15 protein-coding genes and 1 pseudogene are annotated in these 17,011 nt (G+C 73.3%); 9 read left to right on the forward strand and 7 right to left on the reverse strand.

The window, feature by feature from the left end:
* Together NWP09_RS06230 and sigK are read right to left on the reverse strand one after the other, a co-directional pair.
* Nucleotides 1–284 (reverse strand): annotated as a pseudogene (locus tag NWP09_RS06230) (hypothetical protein); the annotation flags it as partial.
* The gene (gene sigK / locus NWP09_RS06235; RefSeq protein WP_258274670.1) at nucleotides 281–829 is read right to left on the reverse strand and encodes an ECF RNA polymerase sigma factor SigK; all 549 of its coding nucleotides are present in this window, start codon (nucleotides 827–829) and stop codon (nucleotides 281–283) included. The pseudogene NWP09_RS06230 and the gene sigK, both read right to left, overlap by 4 nt.
* A gap of 216 nt (nucleotides 830–1,045) precedes the next feature.
* On the opposite strand from sigK, the gene tig reads away from it, so the two are divergent.
* The 3 genes from tig (at nucleotide 1,046) to NWP09_RS06250 (ending at nucleotide 3,838) form a co-directional block, all read left to right on the forward strand.
* Nucleotides 1,046–2,401 (forward strand): trigger factor, encoded by a 1,356-nt coding sequence (gene tig, locus NWP09_RS06240; RefSeq protein ID WP_258274671.1) that lies wholly within the window; start codon nucleotides 1,046–1,048, stop codon nucleotides 2,399–2,401.
* A 130-nt stretch (nucleotides 2,402–2,531) separates the two neighbouring features.
* Entirely contained in the window at nucleotides 2,532–3,173 is a 642-nt protein-coding gene (locus NWP09_RS06245; RefSeq protein ID WP_258274672.1) for an ATP-dependent Clp protease proteolytic subunit, read from the forward strand.
* On the forward strand, nucleotides 3,173–3,838 hold the full coding sequence (locus NWP09_RS06250; RefSeq protein WP_258274673.1) for an ATP-dependent Clp protease proteolytic subunit: 666 nt from the start codon (nucleotides 3,173–3,175) through the stop codon (nucleotides 3,836–3,838). Before NWP09_RS06245 ends, NWP09_RS06250 begins: the two co-directional genes overlap by 1 nt.
* Before the next feature lie 70 nt (nucleotides 3,839–3,908).
* Here NWP09_RS06250 and NWP09_RS06255 read toward each other — a convergent pair whose 3' ends face one another.
* Nucleotides 3,909–4,547, reverse strand: coding sequence for a copper resistance protein CopC (locus tag NWP09_RS06255; RefSeq protein WP_258274674.1), 639 nt, complete (start codon nucleotides 4,545–4,547; stop codon nucleotides 3,909–3,911).
* Between the two features lie 143 nt (nucleotides 4,548–4,690).
* Between NWP09_RS06255 and clpX the strand changes: the two genes are divergently transcribed.
* Genes clpX through NWP09_RS06275 form a run of 4 tightly spaced genes read left to right on the forward strand, consistent with a single transcriptional unit; the run spans nucleotide 4,691 to nucleotide 9,924 of the window.
* Nucleotides 4,691–5,968 carry an ATP-dependent Clp protease ATP-binding subunit ClpX gene (gene clpX / locus NWP09_RS06260; RefSeq protein WP_258274675.1) on the forward strand — a complete coding sequence of 426 codons (1,278 nt, stop codon included), beginning with the start codon at nucleotides 4,691–4,693 and terminating at the stop codon, nucleotides 5,966–5,968.
* Between the two features lie 44 nt (nucleotides 5,969–6,012).
* Nucleotides 6,013–6,831 carry an ABC transporter ATP-binding protein gene (locus NWP09_RS06265; RefSeq protein WP_258274676.1) on the forward strand — a complete coding sequence of 273 codons (819 nt, stop codon included), beginning with the start codon at nucleotides 6,013–6,015 and terminating at the stop codon, nucleotides 6,829–6,831.
* A 55-nt stretch (nucleotides 6,832–6,886) separates the two neighbouring features.
* The gene (locus tag NWP09_RS06270; protein ID WP_258274677.1) at nucleotides 6,887–7,897 is read left to right on the forward strand and encodes an iron-siderophore ABC transporter substrate-binding protein; all 1,011 of its coding nucleotides are present in this window, start codon (nucleotides 6,887–6,889) and stop codon (nucleotides 7,895–7,897) included.
* A complete protein-coding gene (locus NWP09_RS06275) occupies nucleotides 7,894–9,924 on the forward strand; it encodes an iron ABC transporter permease (RefSeq protein WP_258274678.1) in 2,031 nt (676 codons plus the stop codon). The genes NWP09_RS06270 and NWP09_RS06275 overlap by 4 nt, the downstream gene beginning before the upstream one ends.
* A 20-nt stretch (nucleotides 9,925–9,944) precedes the next feature.
* On the opposite strand, the gene NWP09_RS06280 is transcribed toward NWP09_RS06275, so the two are convergent.
* Complete coding sequence (locus NWP09_RS06280; protein ID WP_258274679.1) at nucleotides 9,945–11,984, reverse strand: M3 family metallopeptidase; 2,040 nt, start codon at nucleotides 11,982–11,984, stop codon at nucleotides 9,945–9,947.
* Between the two features lie 51 nt (nucleotides 11,985–12,035).
* Between NWP09_RS06280 and NWP09_RS06285 the strand changes: the two genes are divergently transcribed.
* A complete protein-coding gene (locus tag NWP09_RS06285; RefSeq protein ID WP_258274680.1) occupies nucleotides 12,036–12,830 on the forward strand; it encodes a methyltransferase domain-containing protein in 795 nt (264 codons plus the stop codon).
* A 57-nt stretch (nucleotides 12,831–12,887) separates the two neighbouring features.
* Nucleotides 12,888–13,508, forward strand: coding sequence for a helix-turn-helix domain-containing protein (locus NWP09_RS06290; RefSeq protein ID WP_258274681.1), 621 nt, complete (start codon nucleotides 12,888–12,890; stop codon nucleotides 13,506–13,508).
* Nucleotides 13,509–13,718: 210 nt separating this feature from the next.
* On the opposite strand, the gene NWP09_RS06295 is transcribed toward NWP09_RS06290, so the two are convergent.
* The 3 genes from NWP09_RS06295 to NWP09_RS06305 form a co-directional block, all read right to left on the reverse strand.
* Complete coding sequence (locus NWP09_RS06295; protein ID WP_258274682.1) at nucleotides 13,719–13,949, reverse strand: hypothetical protein; 231 nt, start codon at nucleotides 13,947–13,949, stop codon at nucleotides 13,719–13,721.
* The gene (gene valS, locus NWP09_RS06300; protein WP_258274683.1) at nucleotides 13,949–16,522 is read right to left on the reverse strand and encodes a valine--tRNA ligase; all 2,574 of its coding nucleotides are present in this window, start codon (nucleotides 16,520–16,522) and stop codon (nucleotides 13,949–13,951) included. The genes NWP09_RS06295 and valS overlap by 1 nt, the downstream gene beginning before the upstream one ends.
* A 104-nt stretch (nucleotides 16,523–16,626) precedes the next feature.
* Nucleotides 16,627–16,800 carry a hypothetical protein gene (locus tag NWP09_RS06305; protein WP_258274684.1) on the reverse strand — a complete coding sequence of 58 codons (174 nt, stop codon included), beginning with the start codon at nucleotides 16,798–16,800 and terminating at the stop codon, nucleotides 16,627–16,629.
* Nucleotides 16,801–17,011: the final 211 nt, after the last annotated feature.

Here is a 17,011-nt window from a genome sequence, read left to right on the forward strand (position 1 = left end):
GCGCCGGTCCGGTCTGCTGCCCCGGTCGCGTCGTCCTCCGCGCCCTCCGGCGTCGCCGGCAGCTGCGGCTCGCGCGCGATCGCACCGAGCACGCTCCCGCGGAGGCCCGCCGGCGGCGGCACCTCGTCCGCGGCGAGGAGCGTCGCCGTCTCGGCGAGCCGTCGCGCCTCCTCGAGCGCCTCGGGCGACGCCTCCGCCTCGAAGCGCGCGCGCTCCGCGGGCTCGAGCGCGTCGAGCGCGTAGGCGGCGGCCAGCTCGTCGATGGGCCGGGGTCGGTCGGTCATGCGGTCACCCCCAGGGTCGCGCGGAGCCGCTGCATGCCGTCGCGCAGCCGTGTCTTCACCGTGCCGAGCGGCGCGCCCGTGCGCTCGGCGATCTCCGTCTGGGTCAGGCCGTGGAAGTACGCGAGCTCGATCGCTCGCCGCTGCGGCTCGCTGAGCGCCTCGAGCGCGCGGCGGGCGCGAGCCGCCTCGAGCGAGATCTCGACCTCCTCGGCGACCGAGTCGATCGGCACCGCGGTGTCGCGCACGCCCACGCGCTCGTCCCGGTCGCGCTGCGACTGGGAGGCGCGCACGCGGTCGACCGCCCGGGCGTGGGCGATCTGCAGGAGCCACGACATCGCGGCGCCCCGGCTCGGATCGAACCGCTTCGCCTGCCGCCACGCCTCGAGGTACACCTCCTGGGCCACCTCCTCCGACTGCGCGCGGTCGACGAGGATGCGGAGCACGAGCCCGAACACCCGCGCGGCCGTCGCGTCGTACAGCGCAGCGAACGCACGCTCGTCGCCCTCGGCGGCGCGCGCGAGGCACTGCTCGAGCGAGGTCTCCACGCGCCTGAGTATCGCAGGCCGCGCTGGCGCGGGAGCGCGGGAGGCTGCGAGGGCGGTCATGCAGGCGGTTCGTCGCGGGCGAACAGGCGGATTGGGCCGCACGGGGACCCACCCGGCTAGACTCGGACGATGGTCCGCCGCTCGCGGTGGATCCGGCGTGCTCACGCGCCGCCGGCCGACGCGCCGCACAAGCCACCAACCTCAGGAGACCACCCCGTGAAGACCACGGTCGAGAAGATCGAGAACACGCGCACGAAGCTCACCATCGCGGTCGAGCCGGAGGAGCTGCGGCCCGCGATCGACCAGGCGTACAAGACCGTCGCCGAGCAGATCAGCGTCCCCGGCTTCCGCAAGGGCAAGGTCCCCTCGGCGATCATCGACCAGCGCATCGGCCGCGAGGAGATCCTGAACCAGGCCGTCTCCGAGTCGATCGACGACTTCTACCGCCGCGGCGTCGCCGAGGCCGGCATCCGCCCGCTCGGCCGCCCGCAGGCCGACGTGACCGCGTGGCCGGAGCTCAAGGACTTCTCCGGCGACCTCGTGCTCGAGATCGAGGTCGACGTCCGCCCCGACTTCGAGCTGCCCGAGGTCGACGGCCGCACCATCACGGTCGACGCGATCGAGGTCGGCGACGAGGCCGTGCAGAAGGAGCTCGACGACCTGCGCGGCCGGTTCGGCACGCTCGTCACGGTCGACCGCCCCGCCGCGAAGGGCGACTTCGTGACGCTCGACCTCACCGCGACGATCGACGGCGACGTCGTCGACACCGCCAACGGCATCTCCTACGAGGTGGGCTCGGGCGAGCTGATCGACGGCATCGACGAGGCGGTCGAGTCGCTCACCGCCGGCGAGGAGACGACGTTCACCTCGACGCTCGTCGGCGGCGACCACGCCGGCAAGGACGCCGAGGTCACCGTCACCGTCAACGCGGTCAAGGAGCGCGAGCTGCCGGAGGCCGACGACGACTTCGCGCAGATGGCGAGCGCGTTCGACACGATCGACGAGCTCAAGGCCGACCTCAAGGAGCAGGCGGGCCGCAGCGGCCGACTCGGCCAGGCCGAGCAGGCGCGCCAGCGCCTGCAGGAGGAGCTGCTCGAGGCCGTCGAGATCGAGGTCCCCTCGGCCGTCGTCGAGGACGAGGTCGTCCGCCACCTCGAGGCCGAGAACCGCGCCGACGACGCCGAGCACGGCGAGGAGGTGCGGCAGGAGACCCGCAAGCTCCTCAAGCAGCAGATGCTGTTCGACCGCTTCGCCGAGGAGGCGAACCTCCAGGTCACGCAGCAGGAGCTCACGCAGATCGTCGTGCAGCAGGCGGCGCAGTACGGCATGGCGCCGCAGGAGCTCGTGCAGGCGCTCGAGGCCAACGGCCAGCTGCCGGTCCTGCTCGGCGACATCCTGCGCGGCAAGACCCTCTCGACGCTGCTCGGCCGCGTCACGGTCGTCGACGACAAGGGCGAGACGGTCGACCTGAGCGACTTCCTGCCGCCGGCCGAGGAGGTCGACGAGGACGACGTCGAGGGCGCGATCCGCGAGGCCGAGGCGAAGCTCGCGGCGCAGCACCAGGAGGACTGATCCGCTGCGAGAGGGCCGGGCGCGAGCCCGGCCCTCTCGCACGTCCGCGCGCCTCCGCCTGCGGCGAACACGCGCAGGCGGGGCCATCGCGCTCACCTAGTGTGGAAGCAACCGAGAGAAGGAGTCACCCGTGGCTGAACCCGTCTTCGCGCCGTCGGTCTTCGACCGCCTGCTGCGCGATCGCATCATCTGGCTCGGCGAGGAGGTGCGCGACGACAACTCGAACGAGATCTGCGCCAAGATCCTGCTCCTGGCCGCGGAGGACTCGACCAAGGACATCTACCTCTACATCAATTCGCCCGGCGGCTCGATCACGGCCGGCATGGCGATCTACGACACGATGCAGTTCGTGCCGAACGACATCGTCACCGTCGGCATCGGCATGGCGGCCTCGATGGGGCAGCTGCTGCTGACCTCGGGCGCGCCCGGCAAGCGCTACATCACGCCGAACGCGCGCGTGCTGCTGCACCAGCCGCACGGCGGCTTCGGCGGCACCTCGAGCGACATCCAGACGCAGGCGCAGCTCATCCTCGACATGAAGAAGCGCCTCGCCGAGATCACGGCCGAGCGCACCGGCAAGAGCGTCGAGCAGATCAACGCCGACGGCGACCGCGACCGCTGGTTCACCGCGCAGGAGGCGCTCGAGTACGGCTTCGTCGACCACGTGCGCGCGTCGGCGAGCGACGTCGCCGGCGGCGGCGGCACCGATCACGACGTCACCGATCCGAATCCCGCGAGCGAGAGCGGCGCGGCAGGCCAGGAGGGCAACTGATGGAGACCCCCATGTTCCAGTCGGGCGGCAGCGCGCTGCAGATGCCCGGCTCGCGCTACATCCTCCCGAGCTTCGAGGAGCGCACGGCCTACGGCTTCAAGCGCCAGGACCCGTACGCGAAGCTCTTCGAGGACCGCATCATCTTCCTCGGCGTGCAGGTCGACGACGCATCCGCCGACGACATCATGGCGCAGCTGCTCGTGCTCGAGTCGCAGGACCCCGACCGCGACATCGTCATGTACATCAACTCGCCCGGCGGCTCGTTCACGGCCATGACGGCGATCTACGACACGATGCAGTACATCCGGCCCGCGGTGCAGACCGTGTGCCTCGGCCAGGCGGCCTCCGCCGCCGCCGTGCTGCTCGCGGCGGGCGAGCCCGGCAAGCGCCTCGCGCTGCCGAACGCCCGCATCCTCATCCACCAGCCCGCGACGTCCGACGCGGGCCGGGGCCAGGCATCCGACATCGAGATCCAGGCGCGCGAGGTGCTCCGCATGCGCGAGTGGCTCGAGGAGACGCTCTCGAAGCACTCGAACCACGACGTGGCGCGCGTGTCGAAGGACATCGAGCGCGACACGTTCCTGTCGGCGCAGGAGTCGCTCGAGTACGGCCTGATCGACCAGGTGCTCTCGAGCCGGAAGACGGCGCCGCAGCTGCTCGGCTGACGCGACGACGAAGGGCCGGCCTCCCGCGAGCGGGAGCGCCGGCCCTTCGCCGTCGGGCGGATGCGTCGGGTCAGGCGCCGTCGCGCCGCTGCCGGGAGCCGCGGTTGACGGTGTACGCGACGACGGCGAGCACGGCGAGGATCGCGAGCACGCCGACCGCGATGAACGGGAAGCCGCCGCCCTCGCCCTCCGCGGGAGCCTCGGTCGCAGCTGCGTCGGGCGCCTCGTCGGCGACGGCGGATGCGTCAGGCGCGACCGCGCCGCTCGTCGCGGTCGCGTCCTCGGCGTCCTCGGCGGGCGCGGGCGCCTCGCCGCACACGGGCGCGGTGGGGGAGCCGGCCCCGCCCTCCTCGCCCTCCGCCGGGTCGAAGGAGAAGGCGATCGTGCCGTCGACCGCGTGGCCGTCGCCCGAGACGATCTGGTAGGTCAGGGCGTACTCGCCCGCCCCGCCGAGCTCGGCGTCGAGCGAGATCGTGTCGCCCTCGACGCTCGCGCAGCCGTCGCCGTAGAACAGGCCCGACGCATCCGTCAGCTGCAGGCGGTTCGCGCTGTCGGCGCCCTCGATCTCGAGGATCTCCTCGTTCATGACGACGCTCAGCGCGCCCGGCTGCTCGGTGAGGGTCGCGCCGTCGGAGGGCGTCGAACCGACGACGGCGGCGTGCGAGGGCAGGAGGATGACGGCCGCGAGCGCGGCGATGGCGGCATGCATCCGTCCAGCCTATCGACGGCCCTCGCGGCGGCCCGGGCAGCCGATCCTGCCGATCGCGGCGTGGTCGGTCGACGTGTCACCCGCCTGCCCTAGGCTCTCTGCAGGGGCGCGAGCCGCGTCCGTCAGCACTGGAGGTGGGCGAGATGGCACGACTCGGAGAGAGCGGCGATCTGCTGAAGTGCTCCTTCTGCGGCAAGAGCCAGAAGCAGGTGCAGCAGCTGATCGCGGGCCCCGCCGTGTACATCTGCGACGAGTGCGTCGAGCTGTGCAACGAGATCATCGAGGAGCGCGCGGCCGAGGCGGGAGAGACCGCTGCCCCGGAGCGCTTCACGCTGCCGAAGCCGCGCGAGATCTTCGAGTTCCTCGAGGAGTACGTGATCGGCCAGCAGAGCGCGAAGCAGTCGCTCGCGGTCGCCGTCTACAACCACTACAAGCGCATCGGCGCGTCGAAGCAGCTCGAGTCGGCCGACGCCGCCGGCGACGCCGTCGAGATCCAGAAGTCCAACATCCTGATGGTCGGGCCCACGGGCTGCGGCAAGTCGTACCTCGCGTCGACGCTCGCGAAGCAGCTGAACGTGCCCTTCGCGGTCGCCGACGCCACCGCGCTCACCGAGGCCGGCTACGTCGGCGAGGACGTCGAGAACATCCTGCTGAAGCTCATCCAGGCGGCCGACTACGACGTCAAGCGCGCCGAGACCGGCATCGTCTTCATCGACGAGATCGACAAGGTCGCCCGGAAGGCCGAGAACCCGTCGATCACCCGCGACGTGTCGGGCGAGGGCGTCCAGCAGGCGCTGCTGAAGATCATCGAGGGCACCGTCGCGTCGGTGCCCCCGCAGGGCGGGCGCAAGCACCCGAACTCCGAGTTCATCCAGATCGACACGTCGAACGTGCTGTTCATCGTCGCGGGCGCGTTCGCCGGCCTCGAGGACATCATCGCGAATCGCGCCGGCAAGCGCGGCATCGGCTTCGGCGCGCCCGTCGCGTCGCTCAAGCCCGACCTCGACGTGTTCCAGGACGTGCTGCCCGAGGACCTCCACAAGTTCGGCCTCATCCCCGAGTTCATCGGTCGCCTGCCGGTGATCGCCACGGTGTCGCCGCTCGACCGGGCGTCGCTCGTGCAGATCCTCACCGAGCCGCGCAACGCCCTCGTGAAGCAGTACCAGCGCATCTTTGAGATCGACGGCGTGAAGCTCGACTTCGAGCCCGAGGCGCTCGAGGCGATCGCCGACCTCGCGGTCGAGCGCAAGACCGGCGCCCGCGGCCTGCGCGCGATCCTCGAGACCGTGCTCGCGCCGGTGATGTTCGACGTGCCGTCGCGTGAGGGCGTCGAGCGGGTGATCGTCACGAAGGAGTCGGTGGCGGGCACCGAGGCGCCGGTCGTGCTCACCGGCGACGACATCCAGGAGCTGTCTGCCTGAGGTGCGGTTTGCGGGCGCCCTGAGGTAAGGCTACCCTTACCGATGTGAGGGATGACCGACCGAGCGCGCTGCGCGCGAACGACGTGCGCCTCGCCTACGGGCGCGAGGAGATCGTGCACGGCGCGTCGATCGCGCTCGCGCCGGGCCGGGTGACCGCGCTCGTCGGCCCCAACGGCAGCGGCAAGTCGACGCTGCTGCGCGGCCTCACCGCCCTGCACCGCCCGAGCGCGGGCAGCGTCGTCTTCGCCGACGGCGCCAACGCGGCCGGGCTCGGGGAGCGCGAGCTCGCGCGTCGCATCGCGCTGCTCGCGCAGTCGCACCCCGATCCGTCGGGCGTGAGCGTGCGCGAGGTCGTCGCCTACGGCAGGTTCGCGCACCGCGGCCGCTTCCGCGCGGGCGACCCGCACGGCGCCGACGTGATCGACCGCGCGATGGCCGCGACCGGCATCGCCGCGCTCGCCGACCATCCGGTCGCGCAGCTCTCGGGCGGCCAGCGGCAGCGCGTGTGGCTCGCGACGTGCCTCGCGCAGCAGACGGGCGTCGTGCTGCTCGACGAGCCCACGACCTACCTCGACGTGCGCTACCAGCGGGAGATCCTCGAGATCGTGCGCGACCTCGCCGACGACGGCGTCGCCGTCGGCGTCGTGCTCCACGACCTCGAGCAGGCCGCCGAGGTCGCCGACGAGGTCGTCCTGCTCGTCGACGGCCGCATCGTCGCCGCCGGCAGTCCCCGGGAGGTGCTGACCGCCGACCGGCTCAGCGCCGCCTACGAGGTGCCCATCGACGTCGAGCCCGAGCATGCGGGCTTGCGCATCCGACCGCGGCGGCTGCGCCGCCGGTCGCCCGTGCCGCGCGCCGCGTGACACGTTCCCCCAGCAGGCCCGACGGCGCGATGCCGCGGGCCGAGGAAGGCTGACCATGTTCAAGCGAACCGTGCCGTCGAGCGGTGCCCGGAGGACGCTGCTCGCGGGAGTCGCGACGCTGTCGGCGCTGGCCCTCGCGGCGTGCGGCACCACCGAGGCGCCGAGCGAGAGCGGCGCGCCGGCCGCAGGCGAGGCCGTGACGCTCACCGACGCCCGCGGGGCGGAGGTGGAGATCCCGGGCGGCGTCGAGGACGTCGTGGCGCTCGAGTGGGTCGCCGTCGAGCACCTCCAGACGGTGGGCGTGGCGCCCCTCGGGGTCGCCGACGTCGCGGGCTACGAGGAGTGGGCGGGCACCGGTGCGCCGCTCGAGGGCGACCCCGTCGACGTCGGGACGCGCGTCGAGCCGTCGATCGACGCGATCGCCGGGCTCGCGCCCGACCTCATCATCGCCGTCGCGGGTCGCGACGAGGGCGCCTACGCCGACCTCGAGGCGATCGCCCCCGTCCTCGTGCTGCAGGGCGCCGATGCCGCGGCCCCCATCGAGACCATGTACGACGACCTCCGCCTCGTCGGCGAGGCGGTCGGCGGCCAGGACGCCGCCGAGGACGCCATCGCGGCGTTCGAGGAGCACGTCGACGAGCTCGCCGAGCAGGTGGCCGAGGACGGCCTCGAGGGCACGCCCGTGGCCCACATGGACGGCTACGAGAACGGCGGGCAGATCGAGATCCGCCCGTACGCCGACGGCGCGCTGCTGCCCGCGGTCTTCGAGGAGATCGGCCTGCAGAACGCGTGGCCGGGCGAGGGCGACCCGCAGTACGGGCTCGGCGTGACCGACGTCGAGGGGCTCACCGTGCTGCCCGACGACGCGCACATCGTCTACATGACGGTCGGTGAGCGGGACGTGTTCACGCAGCAGCTCGCGAGCAACGCCATCTGGACGGGGCTCCCGCCCGTGCAGGCGGGCCGCGTGCACCGCCTGCCCGACGGGATCTGGCTCTTCGGCGGCACCGGCTCGATGACCGCCTACCTCGACGCGCTCGTCGCGGCACTCGCGCCCACGCCGTGACGAGGCTCCGACCGGGAGGGCTCGCGCTCGGCGCGGCCCTCCTCGTCGCCCTCGCCGCACTGAGCGCGTGGCACGCCACGCAGGGCACGACCGATCTCGGCGTCGACGAGCTGCTCGGCTGGCTCGGCGGCGAGGGCGGCAACGCGTCGGTCATCGTCGAGAGCCGGCTGCCGCGCATCGCCGCGGCGGTCGTCGTGGGGCTCGCGCTCGGCGCGGCCGGCTACGCGATGCAGACCCTCACGGGCAACCCGCTCGCCTCGCCCGACACGCTCGCGGTGAACGGCGGGGCGGGCGCTGCGATCGCCCTCGCGACCGTGGCGGGCGTGAGCCTCCCGGGCCTCGGCGGCGCCGGGATCGCCTTCGTCGGCGGCCTCGCCGCCGCGCTCGCGGTCGTCGCGATCGGTCGCGGCCGCGGCTCGACGACGCAGATGGTGCTCGTCGGCACCGCCCTCGCCCTCGCGCTGCAGTCCGTCACGACCGTCACGATCATCCTCAACGAGCAGGAGACCGCGGGGCTCTACGCCTGGGGCGTCGGCCGCCTGTCGCAGAACGGGATCGAGACCGTCGCGCAGCTGCTGCCGGTCGTGCTCGCCGGCATCGCCGCGCTGCTGCTGCTCGCCCGTCGGCTCGACGTGCTCGCGCTCGGCGAGGAGGCGGCGACGACGATCGGCGTCGGGGTCGGCCGCCTGCGGCTCGCGACCCTCGTCGCATCCGTCGCCCTCGCCGCCGCGGCGGTCGCGATCGCGGGCCCGATCGGCTTCGTCGGGCTCGCCGCGCCGATCCTCGTGCGCCTGATCGCCGCCCGCATCCCCGGAGCGGCGCGGCACGTCGTGGCGATCCCGCTCGGCGCCCTCGCCGGAGCCCTGCTCGTCGTCGGCGCCGACGTGCTGCTGCGCGCGCTGCTGCCCGGGTCGGCCTCGCTCGACGTGCCGACCGGCGTCGTGACAAGCCTCGTCGGCGCGATCTGCATCATCGTCCTCGCCCGCACGGTCGCGGGCGCGGCGGAGACGGAGTCGATGTCGGTGCTCGGCGCCCGGCCGCTCGTGCGCCGCGTCTGGCTCCCGATCGCGGTCGCCGCCGTCGCCCTCGTCGCGATGGTGCTCGGCGCCGTGCTGCTCGGCGACCGGATGCTGCTGCTCGGCGACGTCGCCAACTGGCTCGCGGGGCGCGCCGGCGACGCCGTGCGGGTGACGCTCGACACCCGCACGCCGCGCATCGCGGCCGCGGTGCTCGCGGGCGTCGCGCTCGCGCTCTCGGGAGCGCTCGTGCAGGCGGTCGCGCGCAACGCGCTCGCGGAGCCCTATCTGCTCGGCGTCGCGGGCGGTGCGGGGCTCGGAGCCGTCGCGGTCATCACCCTCGTGCCGGTCGCGACCGGGTGGGCCGTCGCCGGCAGCGCGCTCGCCGGCGGCGCGCTCGCCGGGCTGCTCGTGCTCGTGCTCGTCGGCTGGCGCCGGCTCGGCAGCCTGCGCCTCGTGCTCACGGGCCTCGCGCTCTCGGCCGCGACCGCCGCGCTCACGAGCCTGCTCATCGTGGTCACCGACCCGTGGAACCGCGGCAAGGCGATCGTGTGGCTCGCGGGCTCGACCTACGGGCGCGGGTTCGAGGACGTCGCGCCGGTCGCGGCGGCGATCCTCATCGCGGCGCTCGCGCTCGCGTGGATGCACCGCGACCTCGACCTCGCGCAGCTCGACGAGGCGACGCCGCGGCTGCTCGGCGTGCGCCTCACGGCCGTGCAGGTCATCGCGCTCGCGCTCGCGGTCCTGCTCGCCTCGACCGCGGTCGCCGCGATCGGCGTCGTGGCCTTCGTCGGGCTCGTCGCACCGCACGCCGCGCGCGCGATCGTGGGCGCGAGGCACCGGGCGCTGCTGCCGCTCGCGGCGCTGCTCGGAGGCTCGCTGACGCTGCTCGCCGACACGCTCGGACGCACGCTCATCGCGCCGGCGCAGCTGCCCGCGGGCGTCATGACCGCGCTCGTCGGCATCCCGTACTTCATCTGGCTCGTGCTGCAGGCCGGGCGCGCGCGGTAGGCCCGCGCGCGCCCGGCGCGTCAGCCGGCGGTCGTGAGGCCGCGGCGCTGCAGCAGCGGCGCGATGTCGGCGTCCCGGCCGCGGAAGTCGCGGAACGCCTCGAGCGGATCCTTCGAGCCGCCGACGCCGAGCAGTCGCTCGCGGAAGCGCTGGCCGGCCTCGCGGATGTCGGGCTGCTGCTTGAACCACTCGACGGTGTCGGCGTCCATGACCTCCGACCAGATGTAGGAGTAGTAGCCCGCGGAGTAGCCGCCGGAGAAGACGTGCTGGAAGTAGCCGGTCGAGTAGCGCGTCGGCACCGTCTCGCTCAGCAGGCCGACCGCTTGGAGCGCGTCCCGCTCGAACGCCGCGACATCCGTCACCTCGTCGCCCGCGACGCGCGCGTGCCACGCCTGGTCGAGCAGCGCCGCGGCGAGGTACTCGCTCGTGTCGTGCCCCTGGTTGAAGCTCTCCGACGCCTGGAGCCGCGCGATGACGTCGGCGGGCAGCGGCTCGCCGGTCTCGACGTGGCGCGCGTAGTGCTCGACGATGCCCGGCCAGAGCATCCACATCTCGTTGACCTGGCTCGGGAACTCGACGAAGTCGCGGAACACGTTCGTGCCGCCGAGCGACGGGTAGGTCACGTGCGCGAAGAGGCCGTGGAGGGCGTGCCCGAACTCGTGGAAGAGCGTCGTCGTCTCGTCGAACGTGAGCAGCGCGGGCGTGCCCGCCGGCGGCTTCGGCACGTTGAGGTTGTTCATGACGACCGTCGGGTGGTCGAGCAGCGCGTTCTGCTGGATGAGCGAGTTCATCCACGCCCCGCCGCGCTTCGAGTCGCGGGTGTAGAGGTCGAGCAGGTAGAGGCCGAGCTCAGAGCCGTCCTCGTCGCGCACCTCGAACACGCGCACGTCGGGGTGGTAGCCGACGAGGTCGTGCCGCTCCTCGAACGTGATGCCGTACACGCGGGTCGCGGCGTGGAAGACGCCGTCGCGCAGCACGCGCTCGGCCTCGAAGTAGGGGCGCAGCGCGGCGGCGTCGACGTCGAAGCGCGCCGTGCGCTCCTTCTCGGTCCAGTACGACCAGTCCCACGCGGCGAGCTCGTACGACTCGCCCGCGGCATCGATCTGCGCCTGCAGGGCCGCGGCCTCCGCGCGCGCGTTCGCCGCGGCGGGCTCCGCGAGCCGGGTCAGCATCGCCATGACCCGGTCGGGGCTGCCGGCGGTCTCGTCCGCCGTGATCGCGTGCGCGTGCGTCGGGAACCCGAGCAGCGCCGCCCGCTCGGCGCGGAGGGCCGTGAGCTCGACGACCGTCGCCCGGTTGTCGTGCTCGTTGCCGCGCGTGCCACGGGCGAGGGATGCCTCCATGACGCGCCGCCGGACGTCGCGGTCGGAGAGGGATGCGAGCCACGGGTGGCCCGAGAACAGCGGCAGGGTGATGAGCCATGTGCCCTCGAGGCCGCGATCGGCCGCCGCCGCAGCCGCGGCCTGGATCTCGCCGTCGCTCAGCCCGTCGAGCTCCGCGCGTGAGTCGATCACGACCGCGAGGTCGTTCGTGTCGGCCTGCAGGTGCTTGTCGAACCGGGTCGTGAGGGTCGCGATCTGCTGGTTGAGCTCCATGAGCCGGGCGCGGGCGGCGTCGTCGAGCCCCGCGCCCGCGAGCGTCATCTCGGTGTGGCGGCGCTCGACGAGGTAGCGCTGCTCGTCGGTCCACGTCGGGTCGGGCGCGGCGCGCAGCGCGGCGACGCGCGCGTACAGGCGGGGATCGAGCGTGATCGCGTCATCGTGGGCGGCGAAGCGCGGGGCGTAGCGCTCCTCGAGCTCCTGGAGGAACGGCGTCGAGTCGGTCGAGGTCATGCTCCAGAAGACGCTCGCGACGCGCGAGAGGACCTGCCCGGAGCGCTCGAGCGGCTCCATGGTGTTCTCGAACGTCGGCGCCGACCCGTCCTCGACGATCGCCCGCACCTCGTCGAGCTGCTCCGCGAAGCCCGCTTCGAGCGCCTCCTCGTAGTGCTCGTCGCGGATGTCCGCGAACGGCGGCAGCTGGTAGGGGAGCGGGCTCGGCGCCAGGAAGGGGTTGGTCATGCCACCACCCTAGGTGCGGGCGGAAGGGCACCTTGCCCATACACTCTGCGTATGCCCCCGGTTACGTACACTCATGGCCACCACTCGAGCGTGGTCGCGGCCCACGCCGCCCGCACCGTCGAGAACTCCGCGGCCTACCTCGCGCCCCTCGTCGAGCCCGGCATGCGCATCCTCGACGTCGGGTCGGGCCCCGGCTCGATCACGATCGACCTCGCGCGCCGCGTCGGGCCGACCGGGCGCGTGGTGGGCGTCGACGCGAGCGCCGAGGTCGTGGCGCACGCTCGCGCGGCGGCCCTGGCGGCGGGGGTCGACAACGTCGTCTTCGAGGTCGGCGACGCGTACGACCCGCTGCCGGGCGAGCGATTCGACGTCGTGCACGCGCACCAGGTGCTGCAGCACCTCGGCGACCCCGTCGCCGCGCTCGGCGCGTGGCGCGACCGGGCCGGCCTCGTCGCGGCGCGCGACATCATCTACTCGGCCACGGTCGTGCATCCGCTCACCCCCGAGCTGCAGCGCTGGCGCGAGCTCGTCGTCGCGCTCCAGGCGCGGAACGGCGGCGACGGCGACGCGGGCGCGAAGCTCAAGTCGTGGGCGCGCGCGGCGGGGTTCGCGAGCGTCGAGACCGACGTCGAGACCTGGTGCTTCGAGTCGCCGCGCGGCCGCGCCTTCTGGGGCGACCAGTGGGCGGAGCGAGCCGTGCACTCGGCCTTCGCCGACGGCACCGAGCGGCACGGCCTCGCGGATGCGGCGGAGCGCGCCCGGATCGCGGATGCGTGGCGCGCGTGGACCGCCGACGAGGACGGCTGGATGGCCGTGCTGCACGGCTGGATCCTCGCGCGCGGCTGACGCCTCGCACTCCCGGCACCCTTGCAAAGCGATCTTTGCAAAGGGTATGATGGATGCATGCTCGACGCCGCCGTCGACGGTCCCGGCGGCGAGAGCGAGGCCCCGGCCGTCGACCTCGACACCCTCAAGGCCCTCGCCCACCCGCTGCGCGTGCGCATCCTGCACGTGCTCACGACGCGCGGTCCGCAGACCTCATCGTCGCTCGCCGCGGCGCTCGGCGAGTCGACGGGCGCGACGAGCTACCACCTGCGCCAGCTCGAGGCGAAGGGCTTCATCGCCGAGGACGCCGCGCTCGGCACCGCGCGCGAGCGCTGGTGGCACCGCGCGGCCCCGCCGATCGAGGTGTGGACGAAGGAGCTCGCCGCGGCGCCCGAGGGCCGCGCCGCGTCCGCGACGGTGCTCGGCGCCTGGGCGCAGCACGACAGCGCCCTGCTCGCCGCGTTCGTCGCGACGGGCGAGGAGCGCTACGACGAGCCGACGCTCGACGCCGCCCGCGTCTCGAGCCGTTCCGCGACGCTGCGGGCGAGCGAGCTGCGGCGCCTCACGCGCGACGTCGAGCGGCTCATCCGCGCGCGCCTCGCCGAAGCCGCCGCTGCGGAGGACGCCACCGCGGAGGCCGACGCGGCCGACCCCGCCCACCGCATCCAGATCCAGTTCCACGCCTTCCCGATCGACTGATCGGGAGCACACCCACCACCCCAGGAGACACCATGCCCAAGCGCGAGGACCACCCCGTCACCATGCCCATCGCCGTCGTCAACGACGCGTTCGTCATGGCGCAGATCCTCACCCGGCCGATGCGGTAGCGCTCGGCACCAGATCACCTCTGTGCAAGGAGGGACGGCCCCGGCTCGATCGAGCCGGGGCCGTCATGCACCTGCGGCGGCGTCAGCCCTCGCGGCTCACGACCGCGGCGTCGCCCTCGAGGCGGATGGTCGTGCCGTCGTCGAGCTCGACGACGGGCCGGCCCTCGAGCCACGTGAGCGTCCAGCGCCACGACGAGGTGTCGGCACCCAGCTCGACGAGCGTGCGCTCCTCGTCGTCGATCGCCGCCCGCATCGCGATCGGCACCGACTGCGGCGCCTCGCCGCCGACGGCCCAGCGGGTGCCGATCTGCATCACGCCTCCTCGAGCACGATCTCGCCGACCGCGAGCTCGGCCGCGTCGACGAGCGAGAGCTCCCGGATGCGCCCGACGGCCCGGAGGTCGTCGGCCGCGGCCTCGAGGTGCTCGCGCAGCGCCGCAGGGACGGCGACGACGGCCGACGCGACCGGCGTCTTCTGGCTCGCCTTCGCATCCGTCTTCGCCCGGCGGATGCCGATGAGCGCCTGCCCGACCGTCGCGAGCATGCCGGTCGCCGAGTGCTCGGTGCCGAGCTTTGCCGGCTCCGGCCACGCGGCGGTGTGGATCGAGCCCTCGTGCGACCACGACCAGACCTCCTCGGTCGCGAAGGGCAGGAACGGCGCGAGCAGCCGCAGCTGCACGTCGATCGCGAGCCGCAGCGCCGCGATCGCCGAGCCGCGGCCCGCGGGCTCGCCCGAGTACGCGCGCTCCTTCACGAGCTCGAGGTAGTCGTCGCAGAACGTCCAGAAGAACGCCTCGGTCGCCTCGAGCGCCTTCGCGTGGTCGTAGCCCTCGAACGCGCGGGTCGCGACGCGCACGACGTCGGCGAGCTCGGCGAGCATCTCGCGGTCGAGCCGCTCGGTGATCTCGCCCGGCTCGCCGTCCATCGAGAGCACGAACTTCGCGGCGTTGAGCACCTTCATCGCGAGACGGCGCCCGATCTTGATCATCTTCGGGTTCTGCGGGTCGAGCGTCGCGTCGACGCCGAGGCGCGACGACGCCGCCCAGTAGCGAACGCCGTCGGAGCCGTGCTCCTCGAGCATGCCGAGCGGCGTGACGACGTTGCCCTTCGACTTCGACATCTTCTTGCGGTCGGGGTCGAGGATCCAGCCCGAGAGCGCCGCGTGCTTCCACGGCGCGCGGCCGTCCTCGTACATCGAGCGCAGCAGCGTCGAGAACAGCCAGGTGCGGATGATGTCCTGTCCCTGGGGGCGCAGGTCGAACGGCGCGAGCTTGCTCCAGAGCTCGCCCTCGTCGCCCCAGCCGCCCGCGAGCTGCGGGGTGAGCGACGAGGTCGCCCACGTGTCCATGATGTCGACCTCGCCGACGAAGCCCCCGGGCGCGCCGCGCTGCGACTCGTCGTAGCCGTCCGGCACGTCGCTCGTCGGGTCGAGGGGCAGCTGGTCGGGGCGCGGCAGCAGCACGCGGTCGAAGTCCGTCTCGCCCTGCTCGTCGAGCGCGTACCAGACGGGGATCGGCACGCCGAAGAAGCGCTGGCGCGAGATGAGCCAGTCGCCGTTGAGCCCGTGCACCCAGTTCTCGTAGCGCGTGCGCATGTGCTCGGGGTGCCAGGCGATCTCGCGGCCGTGCGCGATGAGCCGCTCGCGCAGCTCGGCGTCGCGGCCGCCGTTCCTGATGTACCACTGGCGGGTCGAGACGATCTCGAGCGGCTTGTCGCCCTTCTCGTAGAACTTGACGGGGTGCTGGATGGGCTTGGGGTCGCCGATCATGCGGCCTGCGGCCTGCAGCTGCTCGACGACGGCCTTGCGGGCGCTGAAGACCGTCTTGCCGGCGAGCTCGGCGTACGCGGCCTGCGCCGCCTCGCTCGCGAGCGCCTCGGGCGCCTCGGCGGCGAAGCGGCCGTCGAAGCCGATCACGGAGCGGTTCGGCAGGTCGAGCTCGCGCCACCACGTGACGTCGGTGACGTCGCCGAACGTGCAGATCATCGCGACGCCCGTGCCCTTGTCGCGCTGCGCGAGCTCGTGCGCGACGAACGGCACCTCGACGCCGAACACCGGGGTCGTGACGGTCGTGCCGAAGAGGTGCTGGTAGCGCTCGTCGTCCGGATGCGCGACGACGGCCACGCACGACGGCAGCAGCTCGGGCCGGCTCGTCTCGATCCGCAGGTCGCCGTCCTCCGACGTGAAGAGGATCGTGTGGTACGCGCCGGGCTGCTCGCGGTCCTCGAGCTCGGCCTGGGCGACCGCGGTCCGGAACGTCACGTCCCACAGGGTCGGCGCATCCGCCTGGTAGGCCTCGCCGCGCTCGAAGTTGCGCAGGAACGCGAGCTGCGACGTGCGGCGCGCGTCCGCGGAGATCGTGCGGTACGTCTGCGTCCAGTCGATCGAGAGGCCGAGCGTGCGCCACAGGTGCTCGAAGCGCTCCTCGTCCTCCTCCGTGAGCCGCTCGCACAGCTCGATGAAGTTGCGGCGCGAGACGGGCTGCTGGTCGGCGGCCTTCGAGCTCTTGCCCTCGCCGCCCTGCTGCGGCGGGGTGAAGTCGGGGTCGTAGGGGAGCGTCGGGTCGACGCGCACGCCGTAGTAGTTCTGCACGCGGCGCTCGGTCGGCAGGCCGTTGTCGTCCCAGCCCATGGGGTAGAAGACGTGCTTGCCGCGCATGCGCTGGAAGCGCGCGACGAGGTCGGTGTGCGTGTAGGAGAAGACGTGGCCGACGTGCAGCGAGCCGGACGCCGTGGGCGGCGGCGTGTCGATCGAGTAGATCGCGTCGCGGTCGAGGCCCGTCGCATCGAAGCGGTACGTGCCGGCCTCCTCCCACCGCTGGCCCCACTTGGCCTCGAGTCCCTCAAGGGCGGGGCGGTCCGGCATCCCGGGCTTCGGGCTGGCGCTCATGGCGTCTCGCTTTCGATGTGCGCGGCATCGCGTCGGGCCGAATCCTCGGGCCGAGGGCTCGGCATGATGCCTGGTTGTGCTGCTCGCCAGTCTACGTGCCGCGCTCAGCGCTCGCGGCGCATCCGCCACTGCACGACCGCGGTGATCGCGAGCGCCGCGGCCGCGACGAGGAAGAGGGTGCGGCTGAGCGCGTCGCCCTGCAGCAGCGCGGCGACCGCGAAGCACGCGGCGGCCACGATCCAGATCCACAGGGGGGCGGGCTTGCGGGAGACGGGCATGGTGCCACGCTAGCCGCGGCGGCTGGAGCGGCCGCTGCGCTAGCGCCGGGCTCCGCAGGCCGCCTGGGATGCGGTCCCGGGCCGCCGTGGCATGGTGGCGGCGTGGAGTTCGTCAAGCAGGCGCCCGGCGGCGCGCGGCACCGGCTCGCGATGGAGGCGGCGGGGCTCGCGTGGCTCGCCGAGGCGGAGCCGGCCGGGGGGACCCGGATCG

The organism is Agrococcus sp. HG114, assembly GCF_024723325.1.
Lineage (GTDB): Bacteria > Actinomycetota > Actinomycetes > Actinomycetales > Microbacteriaceae > Agrococcus.